We start from the raw sequence: 19,889 nt of genomic DNA, 5'->3' as shown, positions 1-19,889 counted from the left end.
ACTGCTATCGTAGTGACCGGGCTCGTATATGCGTTCCCGAACGGTACAGGAAACGGTGTGGTAGAACGGGCGGTGTGGCAGAACGTGCAGTGGGCAGAACGGGAGTTGTCTGTGGTTAGGTGTCGCTCTCGATTTTCATTTCGCTATCGGCGTCAGTGTCGCCAGCTCCCTCGTGTTTCCGGCCAAATAACCGATCACGAAGCGACCGTGAGGTCGGTCGTTCGGCGAGCAAGACCGAACAGTCGACTTCATTGACCACGTCGTAGGCCAGCGAGCCGCGGAACAGCCGCGAGAGCAGTCCGCGTTCGGTCGCACCGATAACGACCAGTGAGTGGTCGCTCGCGGCCGTTGAAATCGCGGCTTCGACATCACCGGAGGTGTCGATGCGGATCGCCGCATCGTCAAGGTCGTGTTCGGCTGCCCACTCGCGTAGGAACGTTTCGCCCTCCTGTTGGCTCGTTCCTTCATCGACGACGTGCAGGAGGGTGATCTCCGCATCGACCTGGTCACGGAGATTTCGTGCGACTTCCGCGCTCAGCTCGGAGTCCGGACCGCCGGCGGTCGGCACCAGCACGCGGTCGGAATCGAAGCCACGGTCGTTGAGCACGAGGAAATCACACGGTAGATCGTGCGTGAGCTCATCGAGCGGCCGCTCGGCGCGACCCGCAGACCACGGCCGGTCGCGACCCCAGCCCATGACGACGGTGTCCGCCTGTCCGCGCTCGGCCACGTTAAACACTTCCTCGAACGAGCGGTGTGATGCGACGGTCCGAACGTCGACGGGCACGTCGAGCATCTCTGTGCTCTGCTCGACGTTCGTCATCAGTTCCTGGGACTCTGCGTCGATGCGCTGCATGTGTTCTGAGCCTTCCTCGAGTGGCGTCTGGTCTGGCACCTCGACGATGTGGACAGCTTGGACGCGACCACCGTTTGCCTTCGCGAGGACGCTCGCCACCGAGAGCAGTTCTGATTCGGTGCGTGGGTTTGAGACGGGAACGACGACAGTGTAGTCGTCGTTTCCGGTCGGTTGCACGGCACTCGCCGCGGTCACGGCCGCGTCCGGCATCTCGGAGGATCGATCGAGAATGTACGTGCCGAGTAGTCCCTCGAGATCAGTCTCCGTTCGCGCGTACGCGAAGTACCACACGATTGCGAAGACGACGAACGCGCCGGCGATCAGGGTCGCCGTGTTGTCCATGTAGTAGATCAACCCGAGCGAGAGGATGAAGCCGGAAATCGGCAGGTACGGGTAGAACGGCACCTCGAAGTCCGGATCGTACTCCGGCGGGTTCGTCTCGCGGAAGACGATCAGCGAGACGTTGATCAGCGCGTAGACGACCAGGTGGAGCACACTGGCTGCACTCGAGAGGATCTCGACTGTCTCACCGAGGCCGATGATGAAGATGATGATCAGGCCACCGGTGATAGCGATCGAGCGGTACGGTGTCGCGAATCGCGGGTGAATCTCGTTGAGCGAGTCAGAGACGATCTTGTCACGTCCCATCGCGAAGTTGATACGCGCGGACGCGAGGATCGAGGCGTTCGCACTCGAGGCGGTCGCGAGTAGTGCTGCGAGCGTGATCGACGTCACACCGATACCGAGGATCGGGATTTCGAAGCCGGCGACCGGAAGCTGGTAGTCGAAGACGATTTCGGCCGCGTAGGACATCGGTGCGTTCTCGACTTCATCGAGGAAGAACTCCTGGTGTGGAATCAGCCCCATCAGGAGGCCGACGAGGATCGCGTAGATGACCATCACAATACCGACGCTACCGATGATCGCAATCGGAAGGTTCCGGCCGGGGTTCTTGAGTTCCTCGCCGATAGTTGCGATCTTCGCATAGCCGAGGTAGGAGACGAACACGAGCGCTGCACCGGGGAGCATCGCACCGACACCCTCGGGAGCGTAGCTACCGTCGGCGGTGACGGTACCCCAGTCGAACGAGAAGAAGCCGACGATGGCGAAGATCGTGAGGAGACCAAGGAGGAGCGTCACGATGGCGGTCTGAATGCCGCCTGTTTCCTTTGCGCCGATGTAATTGACACCGACGAACACGACACCGGCGATAACCGCACCGATCTGAATTTCGGTGAGAACGAGCGGCCCGATGGCAATCGTCGGGAGGAGCGCAAGCTCCCCCACACCGGGGATCGGGACAACGACACCATCGAGTAAGTCGGCGAGGTAGCCGCCAAACCCGATGCTGTAGAACGCGCTCGCGAAGGCGAGTCCGATCCAATCACCCATCCCCGAGATAGACCCGAACAGCGGGCCAAGTGCCCGATTGATGTAGTAGTACGCTCCGCCAGCTTTTGGCATCGCCGTTCCCAACTCACTCACGGAGAAGGCGTTGATCATCGCGATCATACCGCCGATAATAAACGAGATCACGACAAGTGGACCGGCCTCCTTGGCAGCTATACCCGGAAGGACGAAGATCCCAGCCCCGATCATGGTCCCGATACCGATTGCGAGCGCCGAGACCAGTCCGAGGTCTTTTGCGAGTTCCTCGTCGCTGCCGGTCATCGAACTGCCCTCCGCGGTCGACGACAATCAAAAATCGAGAATGAGTGTGGTTGTGTTGGTCGTGTCATTGTTGTGGTTGTCTCGTGGCGTGATACTCCGCGAGTTATCCTTCTCCAATGCTGTATCCGGACGCGATGTGAATCCGGCGCGGCATCGAGAGTTGCGTCTGGCCGGACACGTTTCCCCACAGTCCAAACATACTCGACCGAAGTGGGACTTTCCTCTTAACTGGTTCGTTTGTCGTCGGGAAGGTGTGGGAACGAACCACACAATCCCTGTGGTTGAACTCACGTCGTCACTCCTACCCACAAACGCGCTCCCAGACCAGCAGCGTCGGCGGCAGAACGATAACTGCCATCAGATACGAGTAGATCACACTGATCACCATCACCAGGCCGAACTGGCCCAAAATTGGCGTAATTGCGAGTACGAGCGAGCCCGCACCACCGAGGGTCGTCAGCATCGATCCCGTCAGCGCGCCACCGGTCCCCTGCATCGTCGTCACCAGTGCCGTGTAGCCGTCGCCGCACTCGTTGAACTCGTCGATGAACCGGTGGGTGACGTGGACCGAATAGGCGACGCCAATCCCGATCGTGATCGACAGCGCCGTCCCCGTCAGCGCGTTCAGCGGCAGATCCAGTAGCGGCATCGTTCCGCCGAGCACCGCAACGGTGACTACAATCGGCACGAGATTTGCGATTCCAAGCGAGGCCCGTCCCTCCAGTACGTGATAGATCACCATCAGGAACACCGCCGTCAATACGAGCGCCAGCGTAAGACTAAGCATCGACGACTCGAAGATCAGGTCCGAAATCTCATGGAAGACGACGATGTCACCCGTCGGCGTCGTCTCGAGTCGGAAGTCCGCAGCTAACTCCTCGGCGTCGGCCGACACCTCCTCCTGCGTTGCGCCCGCCTCGACCGTGTAGATCACGCGCATGCTGCGCTGGTCCTCCGTGATGTACTCGAGTGCGGCATCGCGCGAGTCAGACTGGAGCAACTGGTCGATGACGTGGCCGACGTTGCGGTCGGGGACGCCGTTGTTGCTCATGTCGTTGGCTGCGAGGAGGTGGGCGAACTCGTCGTCCCGTTCGGCGTGGTCGTGCATGACGTCGACGATGCTCTCGGAGTCGGCGGTCGAGCCGTCAGTAACGATGGTCGAGGGTGGGTCCTCGCCGGCACGGTGGACGGATTCTAGGGCGTGATCTTCGGCGATTGGTCCCTCGACATAGATTGTTACCTGGTCGTCTTCGCCGCTTTCGAAGGTGTCATCGAGGTAGTTGATCGTCTGGGTCACAGTGTACTCCGAGGGAGCGAGTGGCTCTGGTGTGGCCTCGATGTAACCGGGAAGTTCCTCGGGTGGCAGGAAGTCTTCCTCTTCGAAGGTCGTGTCCACGGTGGTCGCGTACGCGCCTGCGCCGCCGGTCACGAGGAGGGCAACGAGCAACATTGCGATCGGTGCGCGTTTGCCGAGGTGTGCGCCAGCGGGGAGGTACTGGCCCAGTGCCGAGTCCTCGGAGCCAAGCGGGGACGTGCTGAACGATGGCAGGTCGTGGCGTCGGCGCAGCCGGTCGAGCCAGACTTTCACCGCGGGCAGGAAGATGCCGAAGATGAGGAAGGTGAAGGTGATCCCGACGCTCGCGACAAAGCCGAACTCGCGGATGGGTTCGAGGTCGCTCGTCACGTTCGCCCCGAATCCGATGACGGTCGTCCCCGTGACGATGAAGAAGGCGATGAGCAGTTGCTCTGCGGCGTTTTCCATGCTGGTCTTGATGCTCGTCCCCGCAATTCGCTCTTCGCGGTAGCGATTGACCGCGTGAATGCCAAAGTCGATCCCGACCGCGAGCAACAGCGGCGGAATCGCGATCATCATAATCGTGAACGGAATCCCCGCATAGCCGGTGAAGCCGAACGTCCAGATGACGGCCATCACGAGCGCCACCAGTCCGAGCACGAGATCGAACGGATCCCGGTAGGCCGCGATCAGAAAGACCAGGATGAGCACGATCACGACCGGGACAATGATATTGAGCGAGTCCTCGATCACGTTCTCGAACTCCGAATCGAAGACACCACCGCCGAAGATGACAATCTCACCGTCGGCCGAGTCGGCCGCGTCCTGCAACTGGTGCTGAACGTCCTGTGCGTTGGTATCGCTCTCGTGGGTCGCCGTCGCGACCGTTGCCGACGCCGAGGGATCTTCCGGATTGAAGTCATCACTCAACGAGGCCGCAAACGACGGCTCTGCCGCCAGGTCGCGAACCCTCTCCCGGACGGTCCCATCGTCCGTGCGCTCGAGTACTTGGATCTGTTCGTCGAGCGTGGTCGCCGTCGGATCGATCGACTGGGCGACCGCCTGTGCAGTGCTTGCCGTTTCGGTGACGCGGAACTCGTCTTGGTGTTCAATATGCTGCTGGAACTCGAGTAGCCGGAGCAACGCGTCCCGCGTGAGAACGTTCTCGCCGCGCTGGATGAGCTGCGTTGTTGGAGCGTCAGATTCGAACGGCGGTTCGAACTCCTCATCGATGGCGTCGTTGGCTTCCTGTGCTGGGACACCGTCAGAGAACGTGTCGATGTCTGCGTCCATCTCGATAGTGCCCAGACCGCCGGCAAACAGCGCCGTGACGAGCAGGAAGGAGATGATCACCGCCTTCGGCCGGTCGGTAATCCAGTAGGTGAGCACGCCGAGGGTCCGCTGGAGGAGTCCGTTGTCCATCGTCTCAGTGGTCGGTTTCAGCGGGGTCTGATTCGGCCTCCTTCTGTGCGGCCGTCCGGTCGTCGAGCACGTCGGTGTCGTCGCTTACGGATTCGCTTTCGCCGTCGGGCTCGCTGAACCGCGTTTCGACGGTGGAGTCGTCGCCGCTGCTCTCTGCTTCCGAACCCTGCAGCCGTGCGAGTGGGTTCGGAATCGAGCGTTCGGCGAGCCGGCCGAGCACGGGAACTCCCTCAACGGCAGCTGCGAGCTGGTCGCGGAACCACCAGACGGCAGCGCCGACGCCGCCAACGACGCCGAGGATGAGCAGCAGTGCCTGGGTCGAGAGGCCGTCATCCACGGGTTCAACAACATCGATCGGTACTCGATAGGTATCCGTCAGCTGCGAGTTCGACCGCGCGTCGTCATACCGGAAGTCGAGTCGAAGCGGGTACGACTGGGTCATTGCGCTATCGTCGACAGACATGTCGAACACCACGGTTTCAGATTCCTCGGGTCCGAGTGCCGGGATGAACGCCTCGTCCTCGCTGCTGTCGAGCGGATCGTTCGTGAACAGCTTCGCCTCGATATCCGTCACCGTTTCGTCGAGTTGGTTCGTCACTGTGAGCTCGACGTCGCCGCCGGTGCCGCGCTCGAACGTCGCGTTCAGCGCTTCGAGGTCAAACTCGTCGCGCTCGGGGGCGACATCAACCATGGCGTCGAGCGGTTCGGTCGTCGTGCGGACCTCGTCTGCAGCGTTCCGGTAGCGAACGTCAGTCTCGATCACGCGGGGACCGGGTTCAGCCTCGCTGCCGACGCCGATACGGAACTCGAACGGCGCAGACTCGCCGGGTTCAAGCTTGCCGACCGCGTACTGTCCCTCCCGCGGATAGACGTTCGAGCCGCTACCAAGGCTCTCGTCGAGGTCAGGGACGATGCCGTTGTCACCGCTGTCGTCGACGACGATGACCGCACCGTCGACGGGGTTTGGACCCTTGTTGACGACTTCGCCCGAAACTGTGCCGTCCTCGCCGACGACGAGGTCGCTGGTGACGTTTTCGAGGTCGAACGACTGCTGGTCCTTCGTCGGCGCACCGACGCGGAGTTCACGTGAGGTCTGGTCAACGCCTTCCTCGTCACGGAACTCGATGGTGGCGGTGACTGGATACGTCCGCGCAACGGCGTCATCCACGAGTTCCATGTTCGCGGTCGCCGTCACGGTCTCGTTGATCTCCCAGTCGCCGATGTACTCCTCCGTCCCGGCGGAGAGCTCTGACTCCTCGGTCGTTGGCGTGATCGTCTGGAGGTTCTGGTCGGCTGCACCGAACTGAACGACAGCATCGCTCGCGTTCTCGACACCAGTATTGGTCAACTCGAGTTGGACCGTCCCGCGGTCGCCGACGATGAGTTCCGACTTCATGAGATCAGCGTCAAAGCGTGCGCGGTCGTCGACGACGATTTCGACGGTTTCGGTGTCCGTGCTGGTGCGCTCCGAGCCGCCGGAGGTCGTGTAGGTGTAGTCGATTTCGACATCGAGTTCGTAGCTGCCAGCCGAGGCGTTCTCGTCGACGACGATATCGAACGTCTCGGAGAGCAGCATCTGGCTCGACATGGTCGGCATCGGCGTCGTCTCCGTCTGTACGGAGACTGGTGTGTCGTCGTCCGCTGCGCTGACATCGACGGTGACATCGCGAGCGTCGCCGGGCGGCGTGTCGCCGACCTCGGTGTCGTCCTCGGCGGATGCGCCGTTTCTGATCTCGAGTTCAATCGTGGTCTCTTCACCTGGCTCAACGATGTTCTCGGGGAGGTAGACATCAAAGTCGGGATTGTCAGAGGCTGTAACGATCAGCGGCGAACCAGCCACGAGTCCGACTGAGAGCAAAACCAAAAGCAAGCCGACGAGGTGCGTCCGTCTCATTACCAGACTGTTTCGTCACCTCACCTATCAAGCTTTCTATTGCAAACCACAAGCTTGTTGTTTCTAAGCATTGTGACATGGAGTATGGACGACAATCATATCGAATTGCTCGCCGAACTCGGCCTTTCAAGCTACGAAGCACGGGCATATCTCGCGCTCGCTCGCCACGGCTCGCTCACCGCTGACGAGGTCGCGACCGAATCAGACATCCCACAGGGTCGGATCTATGACGTGTTGAACTCGCTGGTCGACCGTTCGCTCGTCCGGGCGGACGATGGGCGACCGCGCACGTACGTCCACGTCGAATCCACTGAGGCGGTCGACCAACTACTTGAGAATCGCGTCGACGAACTCAAGGACAAACAGTCAGCGTACGAACGCACCGCCTCGGCAGCGGCCGACGCACTCACAGAGCTCTCGAGTTCGGGTGGTGCTACCGGTGAGGGCTTCGCAACGAGCGCGCTCCACGATCAGGCGGCCCAGGACCTGCTTCTTGAGCGCTTTGCCGCCGCGGATGACTCAATCCGGATCACCGTCGACGCGGTCGATATCGGCCCCGAGTGGCGGGACGTTTTCTCGACGCGGCTCGCCGAACTCCTCGAAACCGGGCTCACAGTCCGACTGCTTGCGAGCGACCTCTCGAGTGCGTCGGATACACTCGACGCACTCGTCGAGGCAGGGCTACAGGTTCGTGAGGTTGACCGCGTTCCCCAACAGCGGTTCATCGTCATCGACGGCGTCGAGGTCTGTTTGGAGGTCGTCAATCCCGTCCACGATGAGGAACTACTCGCAGTCGTTAACTTCCGGGACAACGAGACGGCGCGCGAGTTGGCGGAGAGTTTCGACGAGCTCTGGTCTGAGGCAGTGTCCTGGGACGAGTTTACCGACGGCGAAAATGAGACGTGAGAAGTGCGGCGGGAGTGTGTGGGGTCGGGGAAGGTGTACTGGCGTCGAGAACGCAAGCAGACGTCTTTAGACGCCAAACGTCGCCCGGAGCATGTCACGCGTACCGGGACCGAGACCGACCGCGACGACCGTGATGAGTAGGAGAATCGTATAGCGCGGACTCTCCTCGAAGACCGTCTCGTCGAAGATCCAGATTACGAACACCGCAGCAGCGAGTTTGACGAAAAGGAACGGCCACGCTGCACCGGTAACCGTGACGACACTCTCGGGAAGCATCGAGCGAGTTGTCTCGACGATCGCTTCGTTCACCGGGTGTTTCGGAAGCAGGTTGTGGTCGTGTCCGAACACCGTTGCCCAGTCGAGGCCGATGACGTTCGCGACGCCGTCGACGGCATGCGCCCAGATGACAACCGCTCCCATGAACATCGTTCCGCGGTGGATGCCTGGGATGAACGCATGGGTTGCCTTCCAAGTGAGCCACGTTGCGACTGTCGCACCAACGAGTGTCACGATAAGGAGCCACGGATAGAACGTGGCGTAGGGCTCTGCCCAGGCGAGATAGCTGAGGTAGCCGACCGTGCCGGTGAGCAACACCGTGCCGATCGCCCCTAGCGGGTACTCATAGCCCGGGACGTAGTCGTTGCGCTCGAGCCAAACCGAGACGACGACGGCGACGAACGCAACGAAGAAGACCACGAAGTAGATGAGCGGACTGATCAGCAGGCCGGACCACGGTAGCTGGATGGCGAGCTCACCGGTTTCGCGGTAGGCGGCGACGTTCGCGTCCTCGACGACACGCAGAGCTCCGCCAAAGAGCATGAACGGGAAGAGTCCGTAGAAGCCGGCGCGATAGCGCTCGATCTCGAGGCGCTCGATCAGGAAGACGATCCCAATGACACCCAGGATGAGCGTCGGGATGTAGCCGGCGTAGGAGACGAACGTGTACCCCGGTGATGCAGTCGGGCCGGCGTCAGGGCCGGCTTCGCTGGCGGGAATCTGTTCGCCGCCAGCCCAGGCGACCTCGCTCCAGCCGTGGGCGTCGGCGACCACTGGACCCCAGTAGTACTGCCAGATGATATCGACGTACACCCGCTCCGGGAACGCGGTCGCGGCGAATATCACCGCGGCAGCGAGTGCGACGACGGTGAGGGCCCAGACCTTGAGCGGGCCGTACCGTTCGACGGTCTCGTACATATCCGATATGCATGCAGGCGTGCGCTTACCGTTTCCGGTTTTCCTCGTTTTCTGCTACGGCACCAACACGGGGACAGCGGTCAGTTCTCTTCGCCCTCGATCGCTTGTGCAGCCGCAAGCACCTCCTCGTGAATCGTGCCGTTCGACGCGACCAATCCATCGCTGTCGTGTCGCCAGCGCTCGCCCTCGAGATCCGTCACGACACCACCCGCCGCACGGATCATGCCAACGCCCGCAACCGTGTCCCAGGCGTTCGCCTGCCTATTCGTCACGACGCCCTCGAGTGCCCCCGCTGCGACCATGGCCAACTCGAGTTGGGCGCAGCCAAAGCGGCGGATGTCACCGAAGCGGGTGACGAGTTCGCGTGCGGCGGCGGTGTACTCGCCACGCTGGTCGAAGTCCCACCAGTAGGTCGGACAGACGGTGCTGGCTTCGGGATCGGTACGATCGCTGACCGACAGCGCCTTGCCGTTGCGGAAGACGCCGTCGGGGCCGAACTGATAGGTATCTTCGAGCGCGGGGCAGACGGTCGTCGCGGCGACTGGCTCGCCGTCGACGACGGCGGCGACGGCGGTGCCGAACGCGCGGATTTCGTTGACATAGTTGTTGGTGCCGTCGATGGGGTCGATGATCCAGGCGGGGCCATCTTCGGGGACGGCTTTCAGCGCGTCGTTTTCCTCGCCGACGATGGGGTCGTCTGGAAATGAGTCCTGAATGACGTCGATGACGGCGTCCTGGGCGTCGCGGTCGGACTGTGTGACGACGTCCGTTTTCCCGTCCTTGTACTCGACGTCGAGATCGGTTCGGAATGCGTTGTAGGCGATGTCGGCACCGGCGACGGCCGCCTGGGTGGCGACGGTTGCCCGGCGTGGCGCGGCGTTGCCCTCGCTCTGTACTGCCGACTCGTCGCGATCGCGATCACTCATTAGGACTCATCGGGGTTCCGCCGTGAAAAGAGGTGGCGATTGCTCCACTTCGAGCCACGGGTTGACCTGTTTGACGGCGCTCTCGCTATTGACATCGGTTTGCGGAGAATTTGCGAGGGAAGATCACTTCGTGTTGATCTTCTGCATCTCGCTCCGTGCGTCTTTGCACGTCGCTACGATGCGAGGGGAGGGAATCGAACCACCTCCGGGAACCTGCGCAACGCGCAGAACCCCGGCGTCATTCGATCCCTCCGTGCATTTTCGTTCGGCGTGGAATGCGCCTCACTGCAATGCGAGGGGAGGGAATCGAACCCACGAACGTCTACACGAGCGGATCTTGAGTCCGCCGCCGTTGGCCGCTTGGCTACCCTCGCACGCACGCCATACTTGATCGGTCGATGGGTTAAACGGTCCGGTTTTACTCTCACGACCGATCGCACTGTCTCGCCTGCGTCTGGTTTCACACTCCAGCCTCGTTCAGAACTACCCACGGTACAACTCTGTTGGCGCAACACTCCACTCACGCTCAGAACAGCCTTAACCAGCAGGTACCGCCTTTTTTGACAGGCTCTGTGTGGCCACACACATGGCGACCAGTAGACAACTCACCGTCGACCTCGCGGACACCGAGGCCATCATCGGACGCCCACTCACCATCCGCGTTCGCGACTCGAGTTGCCGTCCGGTCGAGGGGGCGACAGTCAGCACCGCAACAGGGTCGAAAACAGCGCGCACAAACGCCGACGGCTACTGTCAGCTCACCTTTCACTCACCCGGGTTCTGGCAGCTCTTCGTCACCCGCGAATCGGCCGAGCGCCACACGTACCGCCCCACCACGACGCTCATCCGCGCGATTACGGCCGGTGCGGCGACACAGCGCACGCGGCGTGCGATCGCGTGTCGGGGATAGCGTAAATTGACTTCGATGCGCAGGGCTTGAGACGCGCCCACTCGAGTCCCCCATCTCATCCACACACCATCGCACCACACCCCATCGCACCACACCACCACCCAACCCAATCAGCTCACACCGACGCTACGGCAGCCGGGACTCGAGGACATCGGCTGCGTAGTCTGTCCGGCAGTTTGGACAGCGATAGCCGCCGCTGACGTTCTCGTAAAGTCGCTCACCACAGCACTGACACCGTCCGTAGGGATGAATCATTGATCCTGACGTTGGACGCAATCGAAATAAACACTTCGCTTACCTGTGTCTGACAGCGTCTCTGGAGTGGCTGTCGGATGCGCTGTATCCGGGTTTTCGTGGCTTTCGGCACGGAGATCGGTGGCTCGTCTCGGTGGTGAATAACCATTCACTGACGTATCAACTGATGGGATCGAACTGCATCGAGAGACACCACTAACTCGCTCGAACTCGGAGGGGTACTCGAGACCCATGGACGAGCACACGAACGATCCGTCGGTCGGGCCGCCGGCGAATGAGCCGACTGGATGGGTGCCGGCTGCGAGTGGGTCTGGCAGTGGTTCTGTCAGTGGTGACAGCAACGGCAGCAGTAGAGCTGACAGCAACGGCGACAACACGGCTACCACTAGAGACGGCCACTGGGAACACGCCACGCTCCGCCGCGCCACCCTCCACGGCGTCCGACTCTTCAACGACGGCGCGTACCACGAGAGTCACGACTGCTTCGAACTCGAGTGGTACAACTACGGCCGCGGCTCCACAGAGAGCCAGTTCTGCCACGGCATGGTGCAGGTCGCCGCTGGCGTCTACAAGCGGATCGACTTCGACAACGACGACGGGCTGCGCTCGCTCTTTCGCACCGCACTCCAGTACCTTCAGGGCGTCCCGCGAGACTTCTACGGCGTCGACCTGCTCGAGGTCCGGACCGTGCTCACGAACGCACTCGAGAACCCGGCGCGAGTCGACGATTGGCACATTCCGATCGACGGCAAGCGACCGGTTGCGGGACCGGCAGACTACGAGTACGTGGCTGCACTCGAAGACTGACCGACCCTTCAATTGGGGTAAAACGACGGCTGAAACGACGCTCTCTCGCCAACTTTGCTCTTGCTCGATCAGCCGCTGCGGGTGGAACAGTGTGTCAACGCGCCAAAAGAGTGTTCGAAGACCGAACGTCCTTTGGGGGCGAAGAACCAATACGTCTGTAATGAAAGTTGCACAGCTCGGGTCGGGGACGCCGGAGGTTGCGGTTGTTGCCGGCGTACACGGCGACGAACCCTGTGGCGTTCGGGCAGTCGAACGATTACTCGATGAGCGACCCGCAGTCACGCGGCCGGTCAAACTGATCGTCGCGAACGAGAAAGCACTCGAACGACAGGTTCGCTTCGTCGACGAGGACCTGAATCGTGCCTTCCCCGGCGATCCCAACGCGAAGACCCACGAGGGACGACTCGCGAGCGAACTGGTGGAGGAACTCGGAGACTGCCTGACGTTCTCGATGCACTCGACCCAGAGCCACGCGGAACCGTTCGCGATCGTGAATGAGGTTACGGAGACGGCGACAGAGCTGTGTCCCGAGTTGCCGGTCGCTGCGATGGTCGAGACGAGCATGTTTGCAGAGGGACGACTCTTCTCCTCTGTTGAGACGATCGAAGTCGAGTGTGGACTGCAGGGCTCGGAGACGGCTGCCGAGAACGCAGACCGTCTCACGCGCGCGTTTCTGACGGCTGTAGGTGCGCTGCCGGGCGACACCGTCCGTCGCGATCTGCCCGTATTCCGACTCACCGACGTCATCCAGAAGGGGCGAGCGGACACGTACGAAGTTTTTGTCGACAACTTCGTCGAAGTTTCGGCGGGCGACCCCTTTGCGGCTGCAGATGGCGAGAAACAGATCGCCGAAGAAGCGTTCTACCCGATTCTTATGTCCTCGAACGGCTACGAAGACGTCTTTGGCTATACGGCAGAGAAACTCGACGTCTTGACCGCAGAGACGATCGCCGACTGATTCCGTCGTCGCTCGCTGTTCGTTGCTCGTTCCTCGTCACCACAACGGACGCCAGCATTCAGAGCGCACCACTCTCGGTGTCACCGACGCCTACAATTTTCCCTGCGTCTGTAGCATTTATACGCAGCGACCCCCTTCCCGCGAGTGATGAGTCTCTCACTCCTCGCACTCGCGTTCGGCGACCTGTTCCCGAACGGGATCGAACACTACGCGCTTGGCGGCCTCTTCGTCGGGCTCGGTGTCGCCGTGATCTACCTCGGCACTGCGATTCCGGCTGGCGCGAGCACGTTCCTCGAATCGACGCTGTCGTACGCCTCGTCGCTCTCGCGCTTCCAGCAGTACCATCCGTCGCGCGACTGGCGCGTTGTCTTCACCCTCGGCATCGTCGCCGGTGCCTTCGTCTACGCCGCGACGTTCCAATCCGGATTCGTCTCGAGTTCGCTTCACCAGCCCGCGACCACGGGTGAGTTCCTGGAGGTCGGTGGCCTGACGCTATGGCTCACCGAGGTCCAGCCCTGGCGGCTGTTCCTCGGCGGGGTGCTCATCGGCATCGGAACCCGGCTGGGGAAGGGCTGTACCTCCGGCCACGGCGTCTGTGGCGTCGGATCCGCCTCGGGTGCCTCGTTCGTCGGCGTCGCGACGTTCCTGCTGATCGCGATCGGCGTCGCACAGCTCGTTGCGGCGCTGGGGGTGAGCCTGTAATGAGCGCCGAACACGAACAGCATCCACTGTTTCTGCCGCTCGTCTTCGTCGGCGGGCTGATCTTCGGCTTCGGCCTCGGCTTCAGCCACATGGCCCAGCCGGAAGTCGTCCTCAACTTCCTCCAGTTCGACGACTTCGGGCTCCTGTTCGTGATGTTCGGTGCCGCCGCCGTCACCGGCATCACGTTCTTTGGCATCAAGCAGTTCCGAAGCACAGCCCCGCTGACGGGTGCTGTCTATGGCCGCCGACTGAAGACCCTCGACAAGAACGTCGTCGTCGGTGGCGGCATCTTCGGTGTCGGATGGGGCCTCTCAGGAATCTGTCCCGGCGCAGCCTACGCGAGTCTCGGCGTTGGCAATATCACCATCCTCTACGGCATCGCAGGCATGTTCGTCGGCGCGTACCTACAGGGCTACTGGCGCTCTACGAGCGCAGAAAGCGACGCACCGGCGGCGGCCGCGGACTAAGCCGCTGAGTCTGATTGTGAGGTGGAACCAGCTACACCTCTCACCCACAGACACTCACTCGGGGCGAATGCCGGCCGCGGACGCAAGGTCTATCCCCATCACGATCATACTTCTACTCGACAATGGACTTTCCACCAAACCAGGGTCTCGATCAGGAGGAAGTCACCGAACAGGTTGAGGAAACCATCGCCGACAACGAGGTCGTCCTCTTCATGAAGGGCACCGAGCTCATGCCCCAGTGTGGCTACTCCCGCCGCGCGCTCGGCCTCATCTCCGAGCACCGCGAGGACTTCGAAACCGTCGACGTACTCGAGTCCCTCGACGAGTACCGCGTCGCACTCAACGAGCACAGTGGCTGGGAGACCATCCCGCAGACGTACGTCGACGGTGAGTTCGTCGGCGGCTCGGACATTCTCGCGGAACTCGAGGAGCGCGGCGAGCTTGCAGAGACGCTGGACACGGCGTGATCGCGGGTCCGTTGTGCAGCCTTCGGCTGGTCACTCGGCTGGCTGACGACCGGTTAGGCGGATCTGTCACTCACGGTCGCAATGGCAGACCATATAAGCCCCGCGCCCGTAGTATCACCCAACGACTGTCGCTTCACACCTTCCCACTATGTCAACAGAGGAATCCAGACACGTTTATCGGCTCCACTCGACGCTCGAACTGCCACTCGAAGATCTCCGCGACCACATCGACGAGGCCGCCTACCCGGACGGCATTGACGATGTAGAGATCACGCGACGAAACAATACGCTGATCCTCAAGGCGGTCGCTGAGGATCAGTCGGTAAGCAAGTACACGCCGACGGCCCAGCTGAAAGCGAGCGTCACGGAAAACCGGGTGTACGAGGAGGATCCGGACGAGCGCCGCCAGAAGTCCTTTAGCTGGGACGAGGAGGAAGAAGAGGAGATCGAGTCCGAACTTGTCGAGTACGCCGCGTTCAAGGGCGACCGCGAGACGGTGCTCCAGAACTCGCTGTTGCAGTACGAGATGTTCCTCGTCCTCTGTGAGATCGCATCGGCGGCCGAGAAGGGGACGCTGACGGCGATCTCGGAGCGCGACGGCGACCTCGAGGCGACCCGAATCGTCGACGGGGAGACGCGACCCGCGGACATCGAAGTCGTCGAAGGGCCACGCGATCACGGCTCCGGCGAGTCCGGTGTCAACTGGCGCGATAACAAGTTCATCAGCGACTAACGGGTCGAAGACACTTCTCCCGCTGGTTTCGCGTCACGAGTGGCGACGCTCTCTCGTCGCTCACACCTGTAGCAGTCGGCCATCTGTCGCTCGCACTTTGTGCTCACTCACCGCCGACGAGTCGATCGTATCGATCAGGATACTCGCGCAGCCTCGCTCGTCCCAGAAGCGCGTGCAGGTAGTTCTGTACGCGCTCGTTCCAGGGCGTCCACGCCCCCTCTTCATCCTCGTATCCCTCCCACGAACTCCGACTCACGTCTGTCACTCGGAGGTCCCCAATCCCCTGCTCGGAGAGGACAACCAGAAACGGCGTCTGATTTGCTTCGATGGTTGACTCGTACGTCGACCGCGCACGGCGTTGTTCGTCCAGCAGATGACCGGGATCGAAATCGTCGTCGTCGGGTTCAATAACGAGGTTCTCGACTGCGAATTCGTGGGCTCGCCAGTCGGCCAGGCCTCGGCTCAGCCCGAGTACCTGCAACAACAGAAAGTCGTCATCGACCGATCTGCGCCACGGAACGGACATCCCGGCTGGAAACACCCATCTGGCGAGACGGTCGTGTGCGAACTCGTAGGGGCCGTAGCGCTCTCCATCATCGTCGATATACGACGGCTGCACCTCGTCGCGTGAGGGCATGGACTCGAGTTCATTGGTCACCTCATCGCGAACGGTTTCGAGGTGGTCGGCATGCGGGCGAGCCTCGGCGGCGTCGCCGCCATCGACGCCAACGTCGTCCCACAGACGGTCGCGGTAGCGTTCAGCAGTTTCAACGTGGATTTCGGCCTGCAGGAGGCCGGCGGTTATGTCACCGACATCGCGGGGATCGTAGTCGTCGATGTCAGGTCTGGTGTCGTTGGCTGTGTTGTCGGTCCCATCAGAATCAGATGTATCATCATCCTCACCATCACCCCCATCCTGGCCCTCATCGCCATCGTCACCCTCCCCAGCAGACTCCTCGAACGCCTCGAGGTCAGACCATCCCGCCCGTCCTCGACCGACCTGCAGTTCGGACTCGATCTGAGTGTACCAGGCCAGATCGCGCTCCGGATCGAGGACCGGATAGCCGCTGATATCCGCGATGACTGCATCGATGCGATCGAGTAGTTCGAACGCCCTCCCGGCAAGTTCCTCGAGTGTAACAGCATCCTGTTTCGCCTGCGCCTCTCCCAAGTGTTCCCCGGCGAACTGCATTCCATACAAGGCGTTGGACAGTGCCTCGTTGTACTCGCCGTCCGCGAGTGAGTCCTCGGCAGTACCGAGCCAGCCACCTGAACTGCGCATCCGTCGATCGTCGGCATCGATCTCGTCCCAGCGCTCGAGTGACTCCGCTTCGGTCTCCGCGAGCAACTCGACCGCCATACGTGCGTGCGCCTCGGTTACCGTCGGCTGCCAGAGTTCACTCGATGCAGGGGGCTTCGGGTAGTAGTTCGTCGCGACGTCGACCAGACTGTTCGGCAGCGCTGTCGGCCGCGTTGCGCCGAGGGCGACGACCGCGCTCCCGGTGAGTCCGACACCGCCAGCGGCTCCTGCGAGGAGCTGTCGACGGGTAAGCGAGGGAGGGTTGGGGACCATATTATTCGGTGATGACTGCTAGCGTGCTAAAATAACTTTTCGTCTGGCGTCCAAGATGCGATCCCTTCGTGCTTCGTCATCATCAACTCTCATCTGCTGGCCAGTTCGCTACTCACCTGCTACTCGAGTGCCCTCCCTCGTCAGCGGACCGGAGGCACGAGACTGGGTGGACTCAAGCATCGGGGTGGGTCGATTCGTCCGAGCCGGGGATAAGACCGGACCGACGCTTGCAGTCGGGGCCGACGAATAGCAGCGCTGCCGTTGAACGCGACCGGGAAGTGAGTGCCGGTAGTCGCCGTTTTCCGTCTGTAAGCACGCCGTATCACTGCGTCGGCCAGAAGCAAGCAGTCGACTACCAGTCGCGTTTTTCGAAACGGACGTATGTATCACGGTGACGGTTCGCTGTTTTAGTCGGTTACGCATCCTGAACAGTCGGGTCGAACGCGGTAGTCAGTTCTTTCGAACCGTTTGCTCCCACACACGGTGAGCGACTGGTCACGATCATTGTCGTCATATTTTGACTCGACGTATTCGAAAACAAGACTTTCAGGCAAGTAACGTGCTTCTTTTCGGTAGCGCGCTGATAACGATAGGGGCCTTTCGAGAAGCCGAGAGTGCATGATTCACGAGGTGATCCGTCGTGCGCTGTCTCTTCTTTAACAACACGCCGGCACACGTCCACCTGTACAAACACACCGTGTCACGGCTCGAGGACGCGGGTCACGAGGTGCTCGTGCTCGCGCGCAGCGACGAGTGCACCGAGGCGCTACTCTCGTACCACGACGTGCCCTACGAAACCTACGGGGATCGCAGCGACTCGCTCCAGTCGCTCCTGTGGGAGGTGCCGGCGCACCTCTCGACGATCGCTCGGCAGGCACGTCAGTTCGATCCCGATGTCGTCTTCGGAATTGGACCCTACGCCGCCTACACGGGTACGATTACGCGCGCACCAGCGGTCGCCGTGCTCGACTCCGAACCCTCGCTCGACCACGTGGTCTCGAAGCCCTTCGTGCGCGCGATTCTAACACCCGAGGCGTTCCGGAAGGACCTCGGCACGAAGCACTACCGGTTCCGGGGCTTCAAGGAATCGGCGTACCTCCATCCCGATGTCTTCGAGGCGGACGAATCGGTCAGAGCGGATCTCGGCGTCGACGCGGACGAACCGTACGTCATCGTCAGACTCAACGCGTTCAACGGCCACCACGATGTCGGCAAGCGCGGGTTCTCGGTCGACCAGCGCCGGCAGTTGCTGTCAGCACTCGCCGACCACGCAACCGTCTTTGTCTCGGATGAGGGCGGCGACATGGCTCTCGATGAACTCGATGTGCGTCCATACGATCTCCATCCAGCACGAATCCATGACGCGCTGGCGGAGGCTGAGCTACTCGTCGCCGACACACAGACCATGGTCACCGAGTCCGCGCTACTCGGGACGCCCGCGATCCGCTCCAACTCCTTCGTCGGCGAGGACGACATGGGGAACTTCCTCGAACTCGAGGAGCACGGACTCATCGACAACTGCAGCGAGTTCGAGACCGTCCTCGCCCGCGCACAGCAGTTGCTTTCGGACGAGTCAACAGCCGAGACGTGGGCGAAGCGACGTGACAGCTACACGGCGGACATGGTCAACCTGACCGAGATCATCACGTCCGTCGCCCAGTCCTACAGCGAGCCGAGTACACAACCGGCTACGGTCGACGTAACGGGGGTGCGTGCGGACTGATGCGCGTCTGTTCCATCGTCGGGGCCAGACCCCAGTTCATCAAGGCCGCCGTCGTCTCCCGAACGCTTCGCGAGGTCGCAGAGGAGGTTCTCGTCCATACCGGCCAGCACTACGACGAGGAGATGTCCGACGTTTTCTTCGACGAACTCGAGATTCCCAAACCGGAGTACAATCTCGGCATCGAGTCGGACACCCACGGTCGACAAACTGCACGGATGGTCGCAGCAATCGAGCCCGTCATCGAGGAGGCCGAGCCGGACGTGATCCTGCTCTACGGCGACACGAACTCGACACTCGCGGGTGCAATCGTCGGCTCGAAACGCGATGTCGCCGTGGCACACGTCGAAGCCGGTCTCCGGAGCGACAACCGGTCGATGCCCGAGGAGATCAACCGCATCCTGACGGATCACGCTTCGGACCTCTGTTTCGCCCCGAGCAGGGACGCGATTCGAAACCTGACGGACGAGGGGATCACCGACGACGTCTACTGGACCGGCGACGTGATGTACGACGCTATCCTCGACGCCCGCGAGCGCTCGGCCGGCCAATCGACGATTCTCGACGACCTCAGCGCACGACCCGGCGAGTTCATCCTTGCTACCGTTCACCGTGCGAGCAACACGGACGATCCCGAGAACCTCGCGGCAATACTCGACGGCCTCGCCGACGCACCCCTGCCGGTCGTCTTCCCCGCCCACCCGCGCACCGTCAATCGACTGCAAGAACACGGTCTCTGGGAGCGTGCGAAAAGCAAACTCGAGTTGATCGAGCCACTCGGCTATCTCGATTTCGTCCGACTGCTCGACACCGCAGAACGAGTGGCGACGGACTCCGGCGGCGTCCAGAAGGAGGCGTTCTTCCTCGAAACGCGCTGCGTGACGCTGCGCGAGGAAACTGAGTGGGTCGAGACGGTCGAGTGTGGTTGGAATCGGCTCGTCGGTGCGGAGACGGCCGCGATTCGCGAGGCGCTCACGTCGGACTGGGTACCGCGGTCGACCCCACGGCCCTACGGCGACGGGCTCGCCGGCCAGCGGATTATCAGTCTACTCCAGCAGCACCTCGACGACGGCGAAACGGAGCCCCAGCTCGAAGCACCACCGTTAACCAGCGCGTAGGATGGTCCGAGATTCC

The 19,889-nt window shown here is 61.8% G+C and carries 17 protein-coding genes and 1 tRNA gene; 10 read left to right on the top strand and 8 right to left on the bottom strand.

Going from position 1 to position 19,889, the window contains the following annotated elements; genetic code table 11:
- Positions 1-115 precede the first annotated feature (115 nt).
- The 3 genes from C482_RS08160 to C482_RS08150 form a co-directional block, all read right to left on the bottom strand.
- A complete protein-coding gene (locus C482_RS08160) occupies positions 116-2,527 on the bottom strand; it encodes an amino acid permease (protein ID WP_006167062.1) in 2,412 nt (803 codons plus the stop codon).
- A gap of 301 nt (positions 2,528-2,828) precedes the next feature.
- The gene (locus C482_RS08155) at positions 2,829-5,243 is read right to left on the bottom strand and encodes an efflux RND transporter permease subunit (protein WP_006167061.1); all 2,415 of its coding nucleotides are present in this window, start codon (positions 5,241-5,243) and stop codon (positions 2,829-2,831) included.
- Between the two features lie 4 nt (positions 5,244-5,247).
- Complete coding sequence (locus tag C482_RS08150) at positions 5,248-7,137, bottom strand: COG1361 S-layer family protein (protein ID WP_006167060.1); 1,890 nt, start codon at positions 7,135-7,137, stop codon at positions 5,248-5,250.
- Positions 7,138-7,221: 84 nt separating this feature from the next.
- Between C482_RS08150 and C482_RS08145 the strand changes: the two genes are divergently transcribed.
- Positions 7,222-8,043 (top strand): TrmB family transcriptional regulator, encoded by an 822-nt coding sequence (locus C482_RS08145; RefSeq protein WP_006167059.1) that lies wholly within the window; start codon positions 7,222-7,224, stop codon positions 8,041-8,043.
- 66 nt (positions 8,044-8,109) lie between these two features.
- On the opposite strand, the gene C482_RS08140 is transcribed toward C482_RS08145, so the two are convergent.
- The 3 genes from C482_RS08140 to C482_RS08130 form a co-directional block, all read right to left on the bottom strand.
- The gene (locus C482_RS08140; protein ID WP_006167058.1) at positions 8,110-9,237 is read right to left on the bottom strand and encodes a DUF63 family protein; all 1,128 of its coding nucleotides are present in this window, start codon (positions 9,235-9,237) and stop codon (positions 8,110-8,112) included.
- 80 nt (positions 9,238-9,317) lie between these two features.
- Positions 9,318-10,163 carry an inositol monophosphatase family protein gene (locus C482_RS08135; RefSeq protein ID WP_006167057.1) on the bottom strand — a complete coding sequence of 282 codons (846 nt, stop codon included), beginning with the start codon at positions 10,161-10,163 and terminating at the stop codon, positions 9,318-9,320.
- A 291-nt stretch (positions 10,164-10,454) separates the two neighbouring features.
- Positions 10,455-10,537, bottom strand: a tRNA-Leu gene (locus tag C482_RS08130).
- A gap of 212 nt (positions 10,538-10,749) precedes the next feature.
- Here C482_RS08130 and C482_RS08125 point away from each other — a divergent pair.
- A complete protein-coding gene (locus C482_RS08125) occupies positions 10,750-11,073 on the top strand; it encodes a peptidase associated/transthyretin-like domain-containing protein (protein ID WP_006167056.1) in 324 nt (107 codons plus the stop codon).
- A 126-nt stretch (positions 11,074-11,199) separates the two neighbouring features.
- On the opposite strand, the gene C482_RS22320 is transcribed toward C482_RS08125, so the two are convergent.
- Entirely contained in the window at positions 11,200-11,328 is a 129-nt protein-coding gene (locus tag C482_RS22320; protein WP_241431902.1) for a transposase, read from the bottom strand.
- Positions 11,329-11,559: 231 nt separating this feature from the next.
- Here C482_RS22320 and C482_RS08120 point away from each other — a divergent pair, with 231 nt between their 5' ends.
- The 6 genes from C482_RS08120 (at position 11,560) to C482_RS08095 (ending at position 15,462) form a co-directional block, all read left to right on the top strand.
- Positions 11,560-12,135: a DUF309 domain-containing protein gene (locus C482_RS08120; protein WP_006167055.1), complete on the top strand. Its 576-nt coding sequence runs from the start codon at positions 11,560-11,562 to the stop codon at positions 12,133-12,135.
- A gap of 160 nt (positions 12,136-12,295) precedes the next feature.
- Complete coding sequence (locus C482_RS08115) at positions 12,296-13,093, top strand: M14 family metallopeptidase (protein WP_006167054.1); 798 nt, start codon at positions 12,296-12,298, stop codon at positions 13,091-13,093.
- A 147-nt stretch (positions 13,094-13,240) separates the two neighbouring features.
- Positions 13,241-13,795 (top strand): YeeE/YedE family protein, encoded by a 555-nt coding sequence (locus C482_RS08110; RefSeq protein WP_006167053.1) that lies wholly within the window; start codon positions 13,241-13,243, stop codon positions 13,793-13,795.
- Positions 13,795-14,262: a DUF6691 family protein gene (locus tag C482_RS08105; protein WP_006167052.1), complete on the top strand. Its 468-nt coding sequence runs from the start codon at positions 13,795-13,797 to the stop codon at positions 14,260-14,262. Before C482_RS08110 ends, C482_RS08105 begins: the two co-directional genes overlap by 1 nt.
- 122 nt (positions 14,263-14,384) lie before the next feature.
- Positions 14,385-14,729 carry a glutaredoxin family protein gene (locus tag C482_RS08100; protein WP_006167051.1) on the top strand — a complete coding sequence of 115 codons (345 nt, stop codon included), beginning with the start codon at positions 14,385-14,387 and terminating at the stop codon, positions 14,727-14,729.
- 148 nt (positions 14,730-14,877) lie between these two features.
- Positions 14,878-15,462 carry a DUF7110 family protein gene (locus C482_RS08095; RefSeq protein WP_006167050.1) on the top strand — a complete coding sequence of 195 codons (585 nt, stop codon included), beginning with the start codon at positions 14,878-14,880 and terminating at the stop codon, positions 15,460-15,462.
- 103 nt (positions 15,463-15,565) lie between these two features.
- On the opposite strand, the gene C482_RS08090 is transcribed toward C482_RS08095, so the two are convergent.
- Positions 15,566-17,035, bottom strand: coding sequence for a hypothetical protein (locus C482_RS08090; RefSeq protein ID WP_006167049.1), 1,470 nt, complete (start codon positions 17,033-17,035; stop codon positions 15,566-15,568).
- A 640-nt stretch (positions 17,036-17,675) separates the two neighbouring features.
- Here C482_RS08090 and C482_RS08085 point away from each other — a divergent pair.
- A complete protein-coding gene (locus C482_RS08085) occupies positions 17,676-18,758 on the top strand; it encodes a DUF354 domain-containing protein (protein WP_006167048.1) in 1,083 nt (360 codons plus the stop codon).
- Complete coding sequence (wecB, locus tag C482_RS08080) at positions 18,758-19,873, top strand: non-hydrolyzing UDP-N-acetylglucosamine 2-epimerase (RefSeq protein WP_006167047.1); 1,116 nt, start codon at positions 18,758-18,760, stop codon at positions 19,871-19,873. The genes C482_RS08085 and wecB overlap by 1 nt, the downstream gene beginning before the upstream one ends.
- The last annotated feature ends 16 nt before the right edge of the window (positions 19,874-19,889 follow it).

Origin of the sequence: Natrialba chahannaoensis JCM 10990, assembly GCF_000337135.1 — an archaeon.
Classification (GTDB): Archaea; Halobacteriota; Halobacteria; order Halobacteriales; family Natrialbaceae; genus Natrialba; species Natrialba chahannaoensis.
This window is presented reverse-complemented; position numbering and strand designations above follow the sequence as displayed.

Coding starts and splice junctions, on each gene's coding strand:
- C482_RS08160 (WP_006167062.1), bottom strand. CDS start 2,527: ATGACCGGCAGCGACGAGGAACTCGCAAAAGACCTCGGACTGGTCTCG.
- C482_RS08155 (WP_006167061.1), bottom strand. CDS start 5,243: ATGGACAACGGACTCCTCCAGCGGACCCTCGGCGTGCTCACCTACTGG.
- C482_RS08150 (WP_006167060.1), bottom strand. CDS start 7,137: ATGAGACGGACGCACCTCGTCGGCTTGCTTTTGGTTTTGCTCTCAGTC.
- C482_RS08145 (WP_006167059.1), top strand. CDS start 7,222: ATGGACGACAATCATATCGAATTGCTCGCCGAACTCGGCCTTTCAAGC.
- C482_RS08140 (WP_006167058.1), bottom strand. CDS start 9,237: ATGTACGAGACCGTCGAACGGTACGGCCCGCTCAAGGTCTGGGCCCTC.
- C482_RS08135 (WP_006167057.1), bottom strand. CDS start 10,163: ATGAGTGATCGCGATCGCGACGAGTCGGCAGTACAGAGCGAGGGCAAC.
- C482_RS08125 (WP_006167056.1), top strand. CDS start 10,750: ATGGCGACCAGTAGACAACTCACCGTCGACCTCGCGGACACCGAGGCC.
- C482_RS22320 (WP_241431902.1), bottom strand. CDS start 11,328: ATGATTCATCCCTACGGACGGTGTCAGTGCTGTGGTGAGCGACTTTAC.
- C482_RS08120 (WP_006167055.1), top strand. CDS start 11,560: ATGGACGAGCACACGAACGATCCGTCGGTCGGGCCGCCGGCGAATGAG.
- C482_RS08115 (WP_006167054.1), top strand. CDS start 12,296: ATGAAAGTTGCACAGCTCGGGTCGGGGACGCCGGAGGTTGCGGTTGTT.
- C482_RS08110 (WP_006167053.1), top strand. CDS start 13,241: ATGAGTCTCTCACTCCTCGCACTCGCGTTCGGCGACCTGTTCCCGAAC.
- C482_RS08105 (WP_006167052.1), top strand. CDS start 13,795: ATGAGCGCCGAACACGAACAGCATCCACTGTTTCTGCCGCTCGTCTTC.
- C482_RS08100 (WP_006167051.1), top strand. CDS start 14,385: ATGGACTTTCCACCAAACCAGGGTCTCGATCAGGAGGAAGTCACCGAA.
- C482_RS08095 (WP_006167050.1), top strand. CDS start 14,878: ATGTCAACAGAGGAATCCAGACACGTTTATCGGCTCCACTCGACGCTC.
- C482_RS08090 (WP_006167049.1), bottom strand. CDS start 17,035: ATGGTCCCCAACCCTCCCTCGCTTACCCGTCGACAGCTCCTCGCAGGA.
- wecB (WP_006167047.1), top strand. CDS start 18,758: ATGCGCGTCTGTTCCATCGTCGGGGCCAGACCCCAGTTCATCAAGGCC.